This window comes from Kitasatospora sp. A2-31, from assembly GCF_022288725.1.
GTDB lineage: Bacteria > Actinomycetota > Actinomycetes > Streptomycetales > Streptomycetaceae > Kitasatospora.
On the sequence record NZ_JAKNTA010000008.1, the window covers coordinates 118,276 to 134,420 of the forward strand.

Here is a 16,145-nt window from a genome sequence, read left to right on the forward strand (position 1 = left end):
CCGGCAGGCGGCCCGGATCCGTCTCAGGCCCGGCCCGTGTCGTCCACGTCGGCCGCGCGGGCCGCGATGAAGGCGGCCACCGCCTCGGAGGCGAAGGCCTCCGCCTCCGGCTTGTCGACGTTCAGGTCGGCCAACGGGCCCTCGCCGTGCTCCAGTTCCAGCAGGGCGAGCAGGATGTGCTCGGTGCCGACGTAGTTGTGCCCCAGCTTGAGCGCCTCGCGGAAGGTCAGCTCCAGTGCCTTCTTGCCCTGCGCGTCGTACGGGATCAGGCCGGGCACCTCGCCCGCGGGCGCCGGCAGCGCCGCGGCCACCGCGGCCCGGACGGCCTCCGGCGTGACGCCCTGGGCGGCCAGTGCCTTGACGGCCAGCCCCTCCGGCTCCGCCAGCAGGCCGAGCAGCAGGTGCCCGGTGCCGATCTCGGCGTTCCCGGCCGCGCGCGCCTCCTCCTGCGAGGCCATCACCACGCTCCGGGCCCGGTCGGTGAACCGGCTGAACCCCTGGGAGGGGTCGAGGTCGGCCGGGGTGGCCGGGTCCTTGGGGACGAACCGCTTCTGGGCGGCCTGCTTGCTGACACCCATGCTGCGGCCGATCTCGGTCCAGGACGCGCCGGAGCGGCGGGCCTGGTCGACGAAGTGGCCGATCAGGTGGTCGGCGAGCTCGCCGAGGTGGTCGGCGGCGATGACCGCGCCGGAGAGTTGGTCGAGAGCGTCGCTGTGGACGTTCTTGATCGCCTCGATCAGGTCGTCGAGGCGCAGCGGAGTGGTCCGGGGAACGGCTGAATTCTCCATGCGTCAACCGTAGGTTGTCGCCAGGAGAAGCGTCAACCCGTGGTTGACGATGGTGTGAGTCGACCCTGCGTCACCCCGGGGCGCGGGCGGGGGTCAGTCGCCGAGCAGCCGGGCGCGGACGGCGGCGAGGTCCGCCGGGTCGACGCCGGCGGCGCGCAGGTACCCGGCCGGCTCGAAGCCGTCGAGGGTGGCGAACAGGGCGGCCTCGGCGGTGGTCCCGGCCTCGGCGAGCACCGCGTCGATCCGGCGGTACTGGTCCGGCAGGCCGAGCATGCCGTACAGCGGCCGGACGTTGGGGGCGCTGAGCAGGTAGTCGGCGACGATCTCGGCGGGCTCCACGCCCGCGAGGGCGAGCAGCAGCAGGGCGGCCAGGCCGGTGCGGTCACGGCCGGCGCCGCAGTGCACGACCAGCCCGCCGGGCCGGGCGCCGGCGACGGCGCCGACCAGTTCGGCGGCGGCGTGCGGGCAGTGGTCCAGGTAGGGGCGGAACGCGAGCGGGGTGCCGTCCAGCTTTCCGTAGGTCTCCCACCAGGCGGAGCCGGCCAGTTCGTCCAGCGGGACGCGGACCAGCTCGATGCCCTCGGGCAGCGGGAGGAGCGGCTTGTACTCGGCGGTGTCGCGCAGGTCGACGACGGTGCGTATGCCGTGGTCGAGGAGGGAGTCCCAGCCCTCGGCGGTGAGGCGGTCCAGGTTGTCGGCCCGGACGACGGCGCGGTGGGCGGTGCGGGCGCCGTCGGTGGTCGGGAGGCCGCCGAGGTCGCGGACGTTCAGGCAGCCGTCCCACACCAGCGTGCGGTCCTCGGTGGTGGTCAGCGCGTCCGTCCGGCTCATCGGGCTCCCCGTTCTCGTCGGGGGTCCGTTACCCCCTCGTTATAGAGAGGACTCCCGGGCCGTCCCGATGGTTCCTCGGCTTCGCCGTCCGTTCGACGGGGCGTCAGCGGATGTTCGTGGGCGGATGGACCGTAGCGGGCGTTCCGGCCTGCACGTCTGTCGGCAGTCGCCGCTCAGCGGTCGCCCTCTCACCAGTCGCTTCTCAGCAGTCGGTGGGGCGGGCGGCCTCGGCGCGGACCAGCTTCTCCATCGGGTCGGCGGCGATCTGGCCGAGCACGGAACCGGCGGCGATCGCGCCGACCAGGAACACGGTGGAGAGCCAGGCCATGGTGGAGACCGGCAGGGTGAACGCGCCGACCACCCGGGCCACGCACTCGGTCAGCAGGGCGGTGCCCCAGATGGTGGAGAAGAGCCGCTCGTGGCGGCGGAAGCTGCGCGAGCCGGCCGCCCGGCCGGCGGCCAGCCGGTGCCAGGCGTCGGAGCGCGCCCGGTCGCCCCTGGTGAGGAAGGGCATCAGCGCCGAGGACATCAGCGGGCGGCCGAGCAGCACGGAGGCGAGGATCGCCAGCGCGATGGTGGCGCTCACCGCACCGTCCTTGGCCAGCATCAGCCGGGCGTCGCCGGTGACGGTGGTGAGCGCCAGCCCGACCACGTTGACGCCCAGCATCATCGAGGCCCACAGGTTGAGCTTCCGCTCGCGGAGCAGGCCGAGGGTGGTCCGGACGGCCGGGACGGCACCGCTCCACGCGAGGGCGGCGAACTCGCTCATGCCGAAGGCGGAGTGCAGCAGGTAGTAGCCGGCCAGCGGAGCGGCGACGTCGAGGACGAGCGGACGGAGGGCGGAGGCCAGGGGATTGGCCGCCTTCTCGGCGGTGGCCGGAGCGACGGTGGTGACGGCGGTGTTGCTGACGGCGGCGGTGGTGACGGCGGGGGCGCTGAGGGTCTGGCTCACGGTGGGTCCTCCCCGGACTGGGTGCTCGGCCCGCGGGCCCGGTGCCCGCGTCGTGCCTCCAGTCTTCCGGCGCGACCCTCCGTCAGAGCAGTGCCGTCCGTTGCGGGATCGGCATGACAGTTGTCACGGTCCGCGTCATGACAGCGCCTCCGACCTGCGGTTCCTCCGGTTCCTCCGGTTCCTCCGGTCAGCGCGGGCGGCCCGCGGCGTGCGGCCGGGACGCGCCGGCGCGCGTGCGGACGGGACGCACGCAGCCGTGGTTCAGGACGGGAACGACCAGGGCGCGCGGCCGAGGGTGTCCGAGCAGCGCACCGCGTCGAAGCGGTCGTCCCCGGCCGAGCGGAAGCCGCGGGCGGCGCCGTGCAGCACGGTCCGCCCGACCGTGTCCGCCCCGGTCCGGGCGCCGGTCGGGACGAGGTGCCCGCCGACCAGCTCGGCCCCCGGACCAAGGGCCCCGGCCTGCGGTCCATGGTCCGGACGGCCCGACGTCGGGCCGTCCGGCTCGACCCGTCGAGGAGCCCGGTACCGTACCCGGGGCCGGAGCGACGGACGGGCGCCGGAAGCCCCGGATCGCCCCGGCGGGTCGGACCGATCACCCGGATGGCGCATGATGTGGCGGGTGCAGAGTGCAGAGCGCCCCGGAGCGGGCACCGACAGGCCCGTCGGCCGGTCCGGACCGGTACCGACGCCCGACCCACCGCCCGGTCCACCGCCCGGTCCACCGTCCGCCCGGCCCCCGGGGGCAGCCCCGGACGACCTGACCGCCGCCGTCCGAGCGGCGCAGGACGGCGACGAGGAGGCGTTCCGGCTGCTGTTCCGCAGCGTGCAGCCGGGTCTGATCCGCTACCTCCGGGTGCTGATCGGCGGCCGGCCCGAGGACGCCCAGGACGCCGAGGACATCGCCTCCGAGGCCTGGCTCCAGATCGCCCGCGACCTGCCGTCCTTCACCGGCGACGGGGACGGCTTCCGCGGCTGGGCCGCCACCATCGGCCGCAACCGTGCCCTCGACCACCTGCGGGCCAGACGCCGCAGACCGGTCGCCGATCTCCCGTTCGAGTACCTGGGCGAGCTGGCCGCGGGGGACGACACGGCGGGCGCGGCGATGGCCGCCGTCGGCACGGCGGACGCGCTGGCGCTGATCTCCCGGCTGCCGCACGACCAGGCCGAGGCCGTGCTGCTGCGGGTGGTGATGGAGCTCGACGCGGAGAGCGCCGCGCGGGTGCTCGGCAAGCGGGCGGGGACGGTGCGGATGGCCGCGCACCGGGGGCTGCGGCGGCTGGCCAAGCTGCTGGAGCAGTCCTTCGCGTCCGGCGTCGGGATCCCGGCGCAGCCGATGGCCCGACAGGCAGTCCGGCGGGCGGCCTCGACCACGGTGCAGCAGCCGACCGGGCAGCCGGTGCCGCACCAGTCGGGCCGGGCCGGACGGGGTGCCCGGCGGGGCTCCGGAAAATCCGGCGAAGAAATCTCTCCGCAGGGTGTGACAGAACGCAGGGCCGCGACGCTGAAGGACATGAGATGAGCACCAACCGATCCCGTCGGATCGACCGCGACACGGCCGAGCAACTGCTTGGCGGTGCCGTGGGCGGCCCGTCGGCCGGGCAGGACGCCTCACTCACCGGACCGGACGTCGGGGCCGGGTCGACCGGACTGCCCGAGGGCGGGCCGGTGGACCGGGTGGCCCGGGTCCTGGCCGCTGCCTCCGCCCCGGCGGTGGCGGAGGAGCTCTCCGGCGAGGAGGCGGCGCTGGCCGCGTTCCGGGAGGCCCGTCTCGCGCCCGTCCCTGCTCCACCCGCCGTACCCGCACCCGTCCGGAGACGATCGATGGCAACCGCCGCGCTGGCCAGGGCCTTCAGCACGAAGGCCGTCGCCGTCGTGCTCGGCGCCACCGCGCTCGGCGGGGTGGCGGTCGCGGCCGGCACGGGCAACCTGCCGTCGGCGCTCGGTGGCGGTTCCGAGGACCGGAGCCGGATGCCGGTCGTCCCCGCGGCCACCGGGACGTCCGCACCGGGGACGAAGTCCGGCGCGTCGAGCGGCTCCTCGGCCGCGCGGCAGCCCTTCGGCGGTCCCTCGACCACCGGTGGCGCGGCCACCGGCGGGCCGTCCGCCGGGGCGGGCGGGCAGTCCGCGCCGGGTGCGCCGTCCTCGACCCCGGCCGACGGGGAGACCAAGGGCGGTCCGAATGGCCTGGTCTCGCTCTGCCGCGGCTTCACCGACCGGACGGGCAAGGGCGAGCGCCCGCGCCTGCTGACCGCGGACCCGCAGTTCGCCGCGTTGGTCGCGGAGGCCGGCGGCGCGGACAAGGTGGAGGGGTACTGCGCGAACGTCCTCCGGCGCGCCGGTGAGGACGACCGCCGGAACTCCTCCCAGCAGTCCGGCGGCACCACCTCCGGCAACGGCGGCAACGGAGCGGGCGGCAGCCAGGACGGCAAGCAGAACGGTAACCAGAACGGCAACCAGAACGGTGACGGCGGCAAGGCCTCCGGCTCCGGCGGCTCGGGTGGTTCGGGCGAGAACGGCGGCAAGGCCACCGGCACCCCCGTGCTGCCTCCGCTGCCGACGCTCACCGATCCGCGGCCGAAGCCCGACCGCACCGACAAACCCGCCGAAGCCTCGCCCAAGAGGTGACCCGAGACTCCGGATGGGCGGCGAGCGAATCCCCCCGGGCCCGCCGCCCATCCGGGAAGCACCACCGCAGTGCCCGCTCCACCCGCAGACCGTACGACCCGCAGGACCCGCAGTAGCTCCACCACCCCAAGACCCCGGGTGGCCGGTCGGCTCCCCCGTGCCCACCGTCCACCCGGCCGGCCCCGGCCGGACCGCAGGCGCACCCCCCGGACGCGCCGCGGTCCGGCCGGGACCGGAACCGTCGGCCCGTCCGCCCCGCAGTCGGGCGGGCCGACGGCCCGCGCGACCAGACCACACCTGGACCCGACCGTGACCGTCACCTGGTACGACCACGAGCCGGCGGCCGGGGATCCGCTGCCCGGTTCCCCGGCCGCCACCCCTTCCCGGCAGGCCGCCGAGACCACCGCCGCCCCCGTGTTCGTGGACTCCTCCGGCCGCCGCCAGCGGCGGGTCCGCCGCCTCGGCCTGCTGCTCGCCGTGCCGGCCGCCGGCTACCTGGTGCTGGTGGCCAGCACGGTGCTGGGCGGGCCGAGCGTGAGCGCGCCGTTCCTGCCGCTGCCGCCCGCCCCCAGCGCCGCCCCGACCGCGCCGGCCGCCGAGACCCCGTCCGAGGTGCCGACGATCCCCGGCGCGCCGGGGCCGGACAGCGTGCAGCCCGGCCCGGCCCAGTCGGCGGTGGCCGGCCGCCGGGGCGCCCCGACGGCGGCCGGCCGGTCGGCCACCCCGGAGCCGTCCGCTCCGCCCTCCGCCGGGCCGTCCGGGTCCGCCACGCCCGGCGGCAACGGCAACGGCAACGGCAACGGCGGGAACCCCACCGTGACCCCCGGCCACGGACGGCCCACCGACGCGCCGGGCCACTCGGGCAACGGGGGCGGCAAGACCGCCAAGCCGTCCCCGGCTCCGTGACCCGGCGCCCGCCCTGCCGAAGCCGCCACCGCCGTTCTGCGGACCCACCCCCGGCCCCTCGCCTCTCCGGGCCCCGCCCCGCCCTCCCGAAAGCGCCCCGCCGTGAGCCCCTCCCGCCGTCGCCGCAGAACCGGCCGCCCCGGCCCCGCCGCCGTCCCGCCCGCCGCCCGGCGCGGCAGAAGGGGCGTCGTCCGCCAGGGTCCGCTGCGCACCCACTGGCTGCTGCTGACCGCCCTGCTGTTCACCCTGGCGGCCGCCCTGCTGCTGCAGGGCTACACCCAGCACCTCTACGACCACCGCCCCGACCCGGCCGCCCAGCCGGCGGGCTCGGCCGCCGTCCCCGAGCAGGTCCGCAGCGGCGGACCCGTGATCGACGCGGCCGGCGCCGAGCCGCGAACCGCCGCGCCGCGCCCCGGCACCGTCGCGCTCACCTTCGACGACGGCCCCGACCCGCGCTGGACCGCCGAGGTCCTGGACACGCTGAGCCGCAACGGCGTGCACGCCACCTTCTTCGTGGTCGGCACCCAGGCGGCCGCCCACCCCGACCTGGTCCGCCGGATCGTCGCCGAGGGCCACCAGCTCGGCGTGCACACCTTCACCCACGCCGACCTCGGAGCCCAGCCGCCCTGGCGCCGCTCGCTGGAGCTGCGCGAGACCCAGCTCACCCTGGCCGGCGCGGCCGGGGTGACCAGCTCGCTGCTGCGCCCGCCGTACTCCTCCACCGCCGACGTGCTGGACGACCCCGGCTGGGCCGCCGTCCAGCAGGCCGGCCGCGAGGGCTATCTGACCGTGCTCACCACCCATGACAGCGAGGACTGGCGCCGCCCCGGCGTGGACGAGATCACCGACGCGGCCACCGCAGGGCGGGGCGACGAGGGCCGGATCGTCCTGATGCACGACGGCGGCGGCAACCGCTGGCAGACCGTCGCCGCGCTGGACGCCCTGCTGCCGCGGCTCAAGGCGCGGGGATTCCGCTTCACCACGGTCAGTGAGTCGGTGGGCCTGCCCGACCCCGTCCGGCGGGCGACGTGGGCCGAGCACTGGCAGGGCCTCGCCCTGATCCGGGTGCTACAGGCCGGGGACTGGACCCTCGCCGTACTGGGCTGGCTGCTGTACGCGGCGGGCGCGGTCAGCGTCCTGCGCGCGGTGACCGTTCTGGTCGCCGCCCGGCGGCACAAGCGGCTGCGCCGCCGGCGCAACGCCTGGGGACCGCCGGTCACCGAGCCGGTCAGCGTGATCGTGCCGGCCTACAACGAGTCGGCCGGCATCGAGGCCGCCGTCCGCTCGCTGCTCGCGTCCGACCACCCGGTCGAGGTCATCGTGGTCGACGACGGTTCCACCGACGGCACCGCCGACCTGGTCGAGTCGTTGGGCCTGCCGTACGTCCGGGTGATCCGGCAGGCCAACGCGGGCAAGCCGGCCGCGCTCAACACCGGCATCGCCGCCGCCCGGGCCGAGCTGCTGGTGATGGTCGACGGCGACACCGTCTTCGAGCCGGACGCCGTCCGGATGCTGGTCCAGCCCTTCGCCGATCCGGCGGTCGGCGCCGTCTCCGGAAACGCCAAGGTGGCCAACCGGGGCGGCCTGCTGGGCCGCTGGCAGCACATCGAGTACGTGGTCGGCTTCAACCTCGACCGCCGGCTCTTCGACCTCGCCGAGTGCATGCCCACCGTCCCCGGCGCGGTCGGTGCCTTCCGCCGGTCGGCGGTGCTGGCCGTCGGCGGCGTCGGCGACGAGACGCTGGCCGAGGACACCGACCTCACCATGGCGCTCTGCCGGGCCGGCTGGCGGGTCGTGTACGAAGAGCGGGCCAGGGCCTGGACGGAGGCGCCGGCGTCCCTGAGTGCGCTGTGGCGCCAGCGGTACCGCTGGTGCTACGGCACCCTGCAGGCGATGTGGAAGCACCGCGGCGCGCTGCGCCAGGGCGGGCAGGCGGGCAAGCTGGGCCGGCGCGGCCTCGGCTACCTGCTGACGTTCCAGGTGCTGCTGCCGTTGCTCGCCCCGGTGGTGGACGTCTTCGCGCTGTACGGGCTGGCCTTCCTCGACCCGGTCCGGATCGTCGGCCTCTGGCTCGCGTTCCTGCTGGTACAGCTGCTGATGGCGGTCTATGCCTTCCGCCTCGACCGCGAGCGGCTCGGCCCGCTCTGGAGTCTCCCGCTGCAGCAGTTCGTCTACCGGCAGCTGATGTACCTGGTGGTGATCCAGTCGGTGTTCACCGCGCTGGCCGGCTCCCGGCTGCGGTGGCAGCGGATGCAGCGCTACGGCAGCCTGCGGGTGCCCGAAGGCCAGCAAGCGGCCGGTGCGCCCCCGGAGCCGGTCGGCATCGGCGGCGGCCCCGGGGCGCCCGGAGGCTATCGTGCACAGGTGCACGAGGCGGTCCGGGGCCCCGGACAGGGCACGTGAGGGAGGCGGTTGGCGTGATCGGACGGGCGCTCAACGGGCGTTACGAACTCGTCGAGATACTCGGCGTCGGCGGCATGGCCACCGTCTACCGCGGGGTGGACCACGTGCTGGGCCGCCAGGTGGCCGTCAAGGTCCTGAACGGGGGTCTCGCCGACGACCCGCGTTTCGCCGAGCGGTTCGGCCGGGAGGCGCAGCACGCGGCGATGCTGGTCCACCCGAGGATCGTCATGGTCTTCGACTCGGGCGTGGACCAGGGCTCGCCCTACATCGTCATGGAGCTGGTGCAGGGCCGCTCGCTGGCCGCGGCGCTGGCGCAGCAGCCGGGCCTGCCGGTGGAGCGGGCGGTCGGGATCGCGGCGGCGGTCTGCGAGGCGCTGGCCGTCGCACACGGCGCGGGCCTGGTGCACCGTGACATCAAGCCCGGCAACATCATGATCACGGACGACGGCGGGGTGAAGGTCGTCGACTTCGGCATCGCCCGGGCCGGGTCCTCCAGCAACCTCACCCAGGCCGCGTCCGTCCTCGGCACCGCGGCCTACCTCTCGCCCGAGCAGGCCACCGCCTCCGAGCTGGACGGGCGCACCGACCTGTACGCCGTCGGCTGCGTGCTCACCGAGATGCTCACCGGCGTCACCCCGTTCACCGCCGAGACCCCGGTGGCGATCGCGTTCAAGCACGTCAGCGAGCAGCCGCTGCCGCCGTCCGCCCGACGGGCCGGCGTGTCGGCCGCCCTGGACGCGGCCGTGCTGCGGCTGCTCGCCAAGAACCCCGCCGACCGGCCGGCCGATGCGGCGGCCGCCCGGGCCGAGCTGCTCGCCTGCGTGCCCGGGCTGGCGGTCGTGGACCCGACCTCCGAGCTGCTCGCGACCACGGGGCAGCCCACCCGTGCGCTGCCGCCGGTCGCGCCCGGGCTCGCCGCCCAGCAGCACACCACGCTGCTCCCCCCGCAGCCGGCCGCGGCCACCTCGGTGATGGCGCCGGTGCCGGTCGCGCCGCCCGGGCACACCGGGCCCGGGGGCGGTCCGGCCGGCTTCGACTCAGCCGGCCACGCCTCCTCGGGCTTCGAGCCGCCGGCCCGGGAGAGCCGCCGCAAGCCGCTGGTCCTCGGTGCGCTCGGCCTGGCCGGAGTCGCGGGCGCCGCGATGCTCGCGCTCACCGCCTTCGACGACCCGGGCACCCCGACCGCCGCGGCCGCCAAGCCGTCGCAGACCGCCGCGGCCCCGCCGAGCCCGACCGCCACGCCGTCGACCGCCGCGCCCACCACCCCGGCCGCGACGCCCACCACGGCCCCTTCGACGACGCCGCCGCGTAACCAGAGCCCGGCCGTCCAGCTCAACGCCCTTCGGCAGTCCGTGGCGCAGACCCAGGTCGGCAAGGAGCGGGACCGCCAGATCGACCTGTTGCACACCCTCGACGACGCGGCGGCCCGCCTCAACCAGGGGCAGCCGGACGACGCCGCCCAGGAGCTGAAGGGCGCCCAGCGGATCGTCCGGGACATGGCGAAGAAGCACGCCGTCGACGGCCAGACCTCCCAGAACTGGAACTCCCGCCTCAGCGCCCTGATCACCTCGCTCAACGCCGCCGCCGACCGCAACGACAACGAGTGACCGCCAACGACAACGAGTGAGCGCCCCGCGGCGACCGGGAGGCCGGGGAGCCGACCGCTGATCCGGCAAGATCCCAGAGAGAGGGCCTAGCCGTCCCCGGGGTGCCGCCGCCGGGCGCGGCTCTCCACCCCGGTGCGGATCTGGCGGCTCAGCACCCCGGCGGCCGCCGCGAGGAAGACGAAGTTGTACGCGATCTGCAGCATCACCACCAGCCGTGGCGCCTGCCCCGCCGGGGTGATGTCGCCGTACCCGACCGTGGACATGGTCACGATGGTGAAGTAGAGCGCGTCGAGCCTGCTCTCCAGACCCACGAACTCGTCCGGCCTCGCGCTGAGCACGTAGTAGGTGGCGGCGAAGATGGTCATCGCGAGGCAGATCAGGAAGACCAGCCAGACCCCCGGGTGACGCCCGGTGCCGCGCACCACGTCGCTCATGCGTGCTATCAGCAGTGCGCTCAGCACGACCAGCGCGGCCGCGAAGACCACCCAGCTGAGGAGCGGTCGGTCCGCGCCGAGGCGGCGCAGCGGGACGGTGAAGTACGCGACCATCAGCAGCGTGAACGAGCCCAGGAGCAGGAGCCAGGCCCGCTTGTCGATCCGGGTCCGGGACGGCGGCGACTGGTTGGTGGACATCCCGCCCAGGTTCGGGCCGGGAGGCGGCGGCCGCCCCCCGGGCTGCTCCGTCCGGCGGAGCCGCCTCCCGCCGGGGCTCGCGGACGGGCCGGTCGGGCTGACCGCCCCTCAGACGGCCCGGGGTGCGGCCGGCACGACCGTACGGCCCCAAGCACGACGGAGCCCCCCGCTGCAGTCAGCGGGGGGCTCCGTCGAGGGCTCAGGCCGTGGTGGTGGACCGGGGGGTCTCCGTGGCCTTGGTCACAGTGGTCGGCGTCACGGCCGGGCGCGCCTGGTCGGCGGCGGGCTGCTGGGGGGCGGCGGCGGCCTGCGCCGTGCCCTGGGCGGCGTCGGCGGCGGGGGCCTCGTCCTCGCGCAGCGCCTTCGTCTCGGCCTTGAGGATGCGCATGGACTTGCCGAGGCCGCGGGCCATCTCCGGCAGCTTCTTCGATCCGAACAGCAGGACAACGACAGCCAGCACCACCAGGAGGTGCCAGGGCTCAAGACCGTTCCGCAGCATCCCTGGCCACCGGTCCCTTCTTGTCTAGAGTCACAGGAGGGCAAAGCGCCCGACCTGGCCAGTATGCCTGGCCCCGGCGGCGAACGTATACACCGGCCGGGAAACGCTGGTCAAAAACCGGATGTCGCCGGGGCGGACGGCCGCTATTGGTCTAGACCACTTTGGCGGGGGGGCCTCCGGTCCGACCCGCCGGGAGCGGAGTGCGTCCGGCCCGGGACGGGGCCGGTGGAAACCGGGTGCGGAGCGGGGTGCCGCTCGGCGACACTGCGCCGATGAGCATCGACATATCCCGGGCCCCGCAGGAGCACGCCCTGCAGCACGTCGCCGCGCTGTCCTCCGGTCCGCCGCTGGCCCCCGGCCTGCAGGTCACCCTCAACTTCCACCCCGACCGGGAGTCCGGCGGCCGGTCGATCCTGGAGTCGCTCGCCGCCGACGGTGTCTACCGCTCCCAGTTCGTCACCGGTACCAGCAACGGCGGCCTCACCGCCCACCCCGGCGGCGACCGCTGGCGCTGGGAGAGCCGCATCTTCGGCGGCGCGTACGACGAGGCGCCGGCGGATGAACGGCCGGTGTACGGCGCACTCGACTACCGCCGGAGGCCGCTCGGCGGCGCCCCGCGCTTCGGGTCGGCGTTCTTCCGGCTGGCCGCTCCCGTCCTCGACCGGACCACGTTCTGCTACCCGGACAGCTTCCTGGAGCCCGCGGACTTCGGGGTGGCCGCGCGGATGGCGCTGATCGAGCTCGCCGAGGCCGACGTGGCGGCGGACGCCCTCGACGACTACATCGAGGCCCAGGTGCACGGCCCGGTCCGGCTGGACCGGGACGTCGAGGCGCTGGTGCTCGACCCGAGCCACCGCGGCACCCCGGTCGAGGAGCAGGCCCGCCGGCTGCCCTGCCCGGTCGAGTGGCACTCCGGCGTGCGGCTCTCCGTCGAGGAGTTGCGCCGTCACCCGGACTACCGCGGGCCCGAGTACGTCGCCCTGGGCGAGGCGGTCGCCGAGGCCGGGTGGCTGGACCCGCGCATCCTCGGCGACGCCGTCCGCAGCGGGCGCCACGACCCCCAGGACCTGAAGCGGGTCTGGCACTGCCTCGCCCGCTTCGGGTCGCCGGCGGAGGGCATCGCCTAGCTAGGGCCGCCGGGCCAGCAGGTAGCAGCGTGTGGTCTGCGCCTCGTGCGGGCGGGGCGCCCGCTGCAGGCGGGCCTCCACCGCGAATCCGGCCTCGGCCAGCTGCTCGGCGACGGCGTCCTGGTCCAGGAAGTGGAAGTCGACGTCCACCGTGTGGCCCCACCACTCCTCCAGCCGGCGGACCTCGGCGCCGAGGTGGAAGGAGACCAGCAGGACGCCGCCGGGCCGCAGCACCCGCCGCATCTGCGCGAACGCGGGCTTGAGCTCGTGCGGTTCGAGGTGGATCACCGAGTAGAGCGCCACCGCGGCGGCGAACTCGCCGTCCGCGGCCGGCAGGCGCAGCAGGTCCCCCTCCCGGAACTCGACCGCCGGGTGCTCCCGCCGGGCGACCGCCACCATGCCCGGCGACAGGTCGATCCCGACCACCTCCGCCCCGTGCTCCGCCAGCCACGCCGCCACGTGACCGGGACCGCAGCCGAGGTCCGCCACCGGACCGCCCGCGGCCTCCTCCAGCACCGCCCCGAGCAGCGCCCGGTCCACCGGCTTGTCCGCCAGCTCGCCCCCGATCCGCTCCAGGTAGTCCTCCGCGACGGTGTCGTAACTCGCCTTCGCCCGCACGTGGTTGATGTTGTCGTCCATGGTGGCAGGGTGTCATGCGGCAGCCGTCCGCCGCCTCGCCGTTTTCCTCCGTGGCCGACCGCGCCGGCGGGAAGGGCGAGAGCCCCACCCGGCGACCGGGTGGGGGCTCGTGATGACGCGCAGGTGGGCGGGCTCGGAACCGGGTTCAGACGGCGACCGGTTCGGCGGCGGCCGGCTCGGTGCCGGCGGCCGGCTCGACCGTGCGGGCCGGGAGGTGGGACATCAGGCGGTAGGCGAGGACGGCGGCGCCGAGGGCGAAGACCAGCCCGACCACCGCGGCGACGTGCAGGCCGTCGGTGAAGGCGGCGCGGGCGGTCTCCAGCAGCTCGGTGCCGAGCCGGCCGGGCAGCTGGGCGGCGACGGCGACCGCGCCGCCGAGGGTGTCCTGCGCGGTCCGGGCCAGCTCGCCGTCCACGCCCTGCGGGAGGCCGCCGTCCAGCTGCGAGCGGTAGACGGCCGCGCCGGCCGCCCCCAGCAGGGCGATGCCGAGCGAGCTGCCGAGTTCGACCGCGGTCTCGGAGGTGGCGGAGGCGGCGCCGGCCCGCTCGGCCGGGGCGGAGGAGACCACCAGGTCCGCGGTCAGCGTCATGGTGCCGACCGTGCCGGCGGCCAGCACGCCCGCCGCGGTGAGCACGAGGGCGAGCGGGGAGTGCGCTCCGACCTGGGTCATCATCGCGAAGCCGATCGCGCCGACCAGGAAGCCGCCGGCCATCATCACCGCCGGGCGGACCTTCCCGGCGAGCGCCGAGCCGGTGCCGACCGCCGCGAACACGCCGACGCTCGGCACGAGCGCCCAGAGCGAGGCGGTCAGCGGGCTCATGCCCTTGACCAGCTGCAGGTACTGCGAGGTGAAGAGGGTGAAGCCCATCATCGCGAACATCGCCACCGTGTTGACGCTGATCGCCCCGCTGAAGGCGCGGATCCGGAACAGCGAGAGGTCCAGCAGCGGGACGGCGGCGGTGCGCTGGCGCAGGACGAAGGCGCCGGCGAAGAGCAGGCCTACCGGGAGCGCGAGCGCGGGGGGCAGGCTCCAGCCGTCCACCGAGAGCGTCTTGATGCCGTAGACCAGCGGCAGGATCGCGGCCAGTGAGAGGCCCGCGCCGAGCAGGTCGAAGCCGCCGCGCTGCGGGGAGCGGTACTCGGGGAGCAGCACCGGTGCCGCGAGCAGGACCAGCACCATCACCGGGACGGCGAGCAGGAAGACCGAGCCCCACCAGAAGTGGTCCAGCAGCAGACCGCCGGCGACCGGGCCGAGGCTGGCCCCGGCGGTGAGGGCGCCGCCCCACGCGCCGAGGGCGGCCTGGCGCTGCTTGGGCTCGTGGAACATGTTGCGGATCAGCGCGAGGGTCGAGGGCATCACGGTGGCCCCTGCGGCGCCCAGCACCGCGCGGGCGGCGATCAGCTGCCCGGGGCCGTCCGCGTAGGCGGCGAGCAGGGAGGCGCCGATGAAGCCGGCGGCACCGGTCATCAGCAGCTTGCGGCGGCCGATCCGGTCGCCCAGCGCGCCCATCGTGAGGAGCAGGCCGGCCAGCAGGAACGAGTACACGTCCATGATCCACAGCTGCTGGGTGCCGGTGGGCGCCAGCGTGGTGGAGATGAACGGGACGGCGAAGAAGAGCACGCCCATGTCCATGGAGAGGACGAGGGTCGGGAGCAGGAGCACGGCCAGGCCGGTCCATTCGCGACGGCCTGCGCGGCCGGTGGTTGCGGTCATGGGGAAGACGGTACGGGCGTGTCAGACGTTTGTCTAGTACGTGTGTCTAACTCGCTCGCATGAGACGTTCGTGCAAGACATCTGTGCAGTTCTTCCGTAGGATCACGCCATGGGAAATCGCGAAGACCTGATGTCCGGCGCCAAGCGCTGCCTCTACGAGAAGGGCTACGGGCGCACCACGGCTCGTGACATCGCCACCGCGTCGGGCGTCAGCCTGGCCGCGATCGGCTACCACTTCGGCTCCAAGGAGGCGCTGCTCAACGCGGCGATGATCGAGGCCATCGGGGAGATGGGGGAGTCCCTCGCCCGGGTGGTCGACGCCGCGAACCGGGCGTCCGGGGAACCGGAGGAGCGGTTCGTCGCCGTGTGGGACGGCCTCAAGGACGTCTTCGTCGAGCACCGGGGCCTCTGGGCGGCCCAGTTCGAGGCGATCACGCAGGTCGCGCACGCGCCGGAGCTGGCCCAGGCCTTCGCGGAGGCGCAGAAGGAGGGGCGGCTCGGCCTCGCCGCGCTGTTCCAGGGGCTGCCCGAGGTGCCGGACACCGAGGAGGAGGTCGCCCGCGGCATGTTCTACCAGGCGCTGATGGCCGGCTTCGCCGCGCAGTGGCTGGCGGCGCCCGAACTCGCGCCCAGCGGGCAGGAGTTCCTGCGCGGGTTGCGGCTGGTCAGCGACGGAGTGCTCAGGCCCGCTACGCGGTGACCGCGGTCAGCAGCACCACCGAGTCGACGTGGGCCAGCAGCCCGTGCCGCTCCTGGGGGACGGGGTGCAGCTGACCGGCCGAGAGCTCCTGGAGGTGCCCCGTGACGGTGAGCGCCACCCGGCCGCGCAGCACCTGGAGGGAGGCGGCGGCCGGGGCGTTGTGCTCGTCCAGCGAGGTGCCCGCGGTCAGCGCGATCACGGTCTGCCGCAGGACGCCGTCGTGCAGCACCAGGTGGGCGCTGCGCCCGTGCGGGCTCTCGGCGGCCAGGGCCGCGTGCTCCACGGCGAGCTGTTCGAGATCGACCATCGGGTGCCCTCCTCGGCCTCCGGGGCCGCCGCCGCGGCCCCACGGCCAGCGTCCCGGACGCACCCGGCTCGCGCACCCGGAGTCGTTCGGCGTGCGGTGTCCGCCGACTGCCCCGATGGTGGATGCATGGCGACCAACCAGAATTTCTTCAGCGGGTTCCAGGTCAATCGATCGCTGCTGGCCGGTGGCGCGGTCCTCACGGGGATCGGCGCGATGCTCGGGATGGCCGGTGCGGCGATGGTGTGCGCGGCGCTGGCCACGGCCGGCCGCAGTTGGGTGCGGAGCCTGGACATGCCTCCGACGAAGGCCATGGCCCAGCGGGCACTGCACGACGCGAAGGTGGCCTCGGCCGCCGGCTGGGAGGCCTGGCGGGCCGAGCACGCCTCGCCGAACTGACCGGGCCGCGACGGGCCGC

Annotated in this window: 16 protein-coding genes; 8 read left to right on the forward strand and 8 right to left on the reverse strand. The window is 75.2% G+C overall.

Annotated features, from left to right (window positions below):
• Nucleotides 1–23 precede the first annotated feature (23 nt).
• The 3 genes from MCM47_RS22950 to MCM47_RS22960 form a co-directional block, all read right to left on the reverse strand.
• On the reverse strand, nt 24–788 hold the full coding sequence (locus MCM47_RS22950) for a Clp protease N-terminal domain-containing protein (protein WP_238863569.1): 765 nt from the start codon (nt 786–788) through the stop codon (nt 24–26).
• A 93-nt stretch (nt 789–881) separates the two neighbouring features.
• Nucleotides 882–1,619 (reverse strand): tyrosine-protein phosphatase, encoded by a 738-nt coding sequence (locus MCM47_RS22955; RefSeq protein WP_238863570.1) that lies wholly within the window; start codon nt 1,617–1,619, stop codon nt 882–884.
• Between the two features lie 202 nt (nt 1,620–1,821).
• Nucleotides 1,822–2,571 carry a VC0807 family protein gene (locus MCM47_RS22960; protein WP_238863571.1) on the reverse strand — a complete coding sequence of 250 codons (750 nt, stop codon included), beginning with the start codon at nt 2,569–2,571 and terminating at the stop codon, nt 1,822–1,824.
• A gap of 607 nt (nt 2,572–3,178) precedes the next feature.
• On the opposite strand from MCM47_RS22960, the gene MCM47_RS22965 reads away from it, so the two are divergent.
• The 5 genes from MCM47_RS22965 (at nt 3,179) to MCM47_RS22985 (ending at nt 10,112) form a co-directional block, all read left to right on the forward strand.
• On the forward strand, nt 3,179–4,090 hold the full coding sequence (locus tag MCM47_RS22965; protein WP_238863572.1) for an RNA polymerase sigma factor: 912 nt from the start codon (nt 3,179–3,181) through the stop codon (nt 4,088–4,090).
• Nucleotides 4,087–5,196: a hypothetical protein gene (locus tag MCM47_RS22970; RefSeq protein ID WP_238863822.1), complete on the forward strand. Its 1,110-nt coding sequence runs from the start codon at nt 4,087–4,089 to the stop codon at nt 5,194–5,196. Before MCM47_RS22965 ends, MCM47_RS22970 begins: the two co-directional genes overlap by 4 nt.
• Before the next feature lie 309 nt (nt 5,197–5,505).
• Nucleotides 5,506–6,102: a hypothetical protein gene (locus MCM47_RS22975; RefSeq protein ID WP_238863573.1), complete on the forward strand. Its 597-nt coding sequence runs from the start codon at nt 5,506–5,508 to the stop codon at nt 6,100–6,102.
• A gap of 102 nt (nt 6,103–6,204) precedes the next feature.
• Entirely contained in the window at nt 6,205–8,505 is a 2,301-nt protein-coding gene (locus tag MCM47_RS22980) for a bifunctional polysaccharide deacetylase/glycosyltransferase family 2 protein (protein WP_238863574.1), read from the forward strand.
• 14 nt (nt 8,506–8,519) lie between these two features.
• Nucleotides 8,520–10,112 (forward strand): protein kinase, encoded by a 1,593-nt coding sequence (locus MCM47_RS22985; RefSeq protein WP_238863575.1) that lies wholly within the window; start codon nt 8,520–8,522, stop codon nt 10,110–10,112.
• 86 nt (nt 10,113–10,198) lie between these two features.
• On the opposite strand, the gene MCM47_RS22990 is transcribed toward MCM47_RS22985, so the two are convergent.
• The gene (locus tag MCM47_RS22990; protein WP_238863576.1) at nt 10,199–10,744 is read right to left on the reverse strand and encodes a potassium channel family protein; all 546 of its coding nucleotides are present in this window, start codon (nt 10,742–10,744) and stop codon (nt 10,199–10,201) included.
• Between the two features lie 199 nt (nt 10,745–10,943).
• Nucleotides 10,944–11,243, reverse strand: a complete 300-nt coding sequence (tatA, locus tag MCM47_RS22995; RefSeq protein ID WP_238863577.1) for a Sec-independent protein translocase subunit TatA — start codon at nt 11,241–11,243, stop codon at nt 10,944–10,946.
• 272 nt (nt 11,244–11,515) lie between these two features.
• On the opposite strand from tatA, the gene MCM47_RS23000 reads away from it, so the two are divergent.
• The gene (locus MCM47_RS23000; protein ID WP_238863578.1) at nt 11,516–12,370 is read left to right on the forward strand and encodes a DUF3626 domain-containing protein; all 855 of its coding nucleotides are present in this window, start codon (nt 11,516–11,518) and stop codon (nt 12,368–12,370) included.
• Here the strand turns inward: MCM47_RS23000 and MCM47_RS23005 are convergent, their stop codons facing one another.
• Nucleotides 12,371–13,009, reverse strand: coding sequence for a class I SAM-dependent methyltransferase (locus tag MCM47_RS23005; RefSeq protein WP_238863579.1), 639 nt, complete (start codon nt 13,007–13,009; stop codon nt 12,371–12,373).
• A gap of 145 nt (nt 13,010–13,154) precedes the next feature.
• Complete coding sequence (locus MCM47_RS23010) at nt 13,155–14,723, reverse strand: MFS transporter (protein ID WP_238863580.1); 1,569 nt, start codon at nt 14,721–14,723, stop codon at nt 13,155–13,157.
• Nucleotides 14,724–14,832: 109 nt separating this feature from the next.
• Here MCM47_RS23010 and MCM47_RS23015 point away from each other — a divergent pair, with 109 nt between their 5' ends.
• Nucleotides 14,833–15,423: a TetR/AcrR family transcriptional regulator gene (locus MCM47_RS23015; RefSeq protein ID WP_238863581.1), complete on the forward strand. Its 591-nt coding sequence runs from the start codon at nt 14,833–14,835 to the stop codon at nt 15,421–15,423.
• On the opposite strand, the gene MCM47_RS23020 is transcribed toward MCM47_RS23015, so the two are convergent.
• Nucleotides 15,413–15,730 (reverse strand): cupin, encoded by a 318-nt coding sequence (locus MCM47_RS23020; RefSeq protein ID WP_238863582.1) that lies wholly within the window; start codon nt 15,728–15,730, stop codon nt 15,413–15,415. The two genes, MCM47_RS23015 and MCM47_RS23020, sit on opposite strands and share 11 nt — an antisense overlap.
• A 126-nt stretch (nt 15,731–15,856) precedes the next feature.
• Here MCM47_RS23020 and MCM47_RS23025 point away from each other — a divergent pair, with 126 nt between their 5' ends.
• The gene (locus MCM47_RS23025) at nt 15,857–16,126 is read left to right on the forward strand and encodes a hypothetical protein (protein ID WP_238863583.1); all 270 of its coding nucleotides are present in this window, start codon (nt 15,857–15,859) and stop codon (nt 16,124–16,126) included.
• Nucleotides 16,127–16,145: the final 19 nt, after the last annotated feature.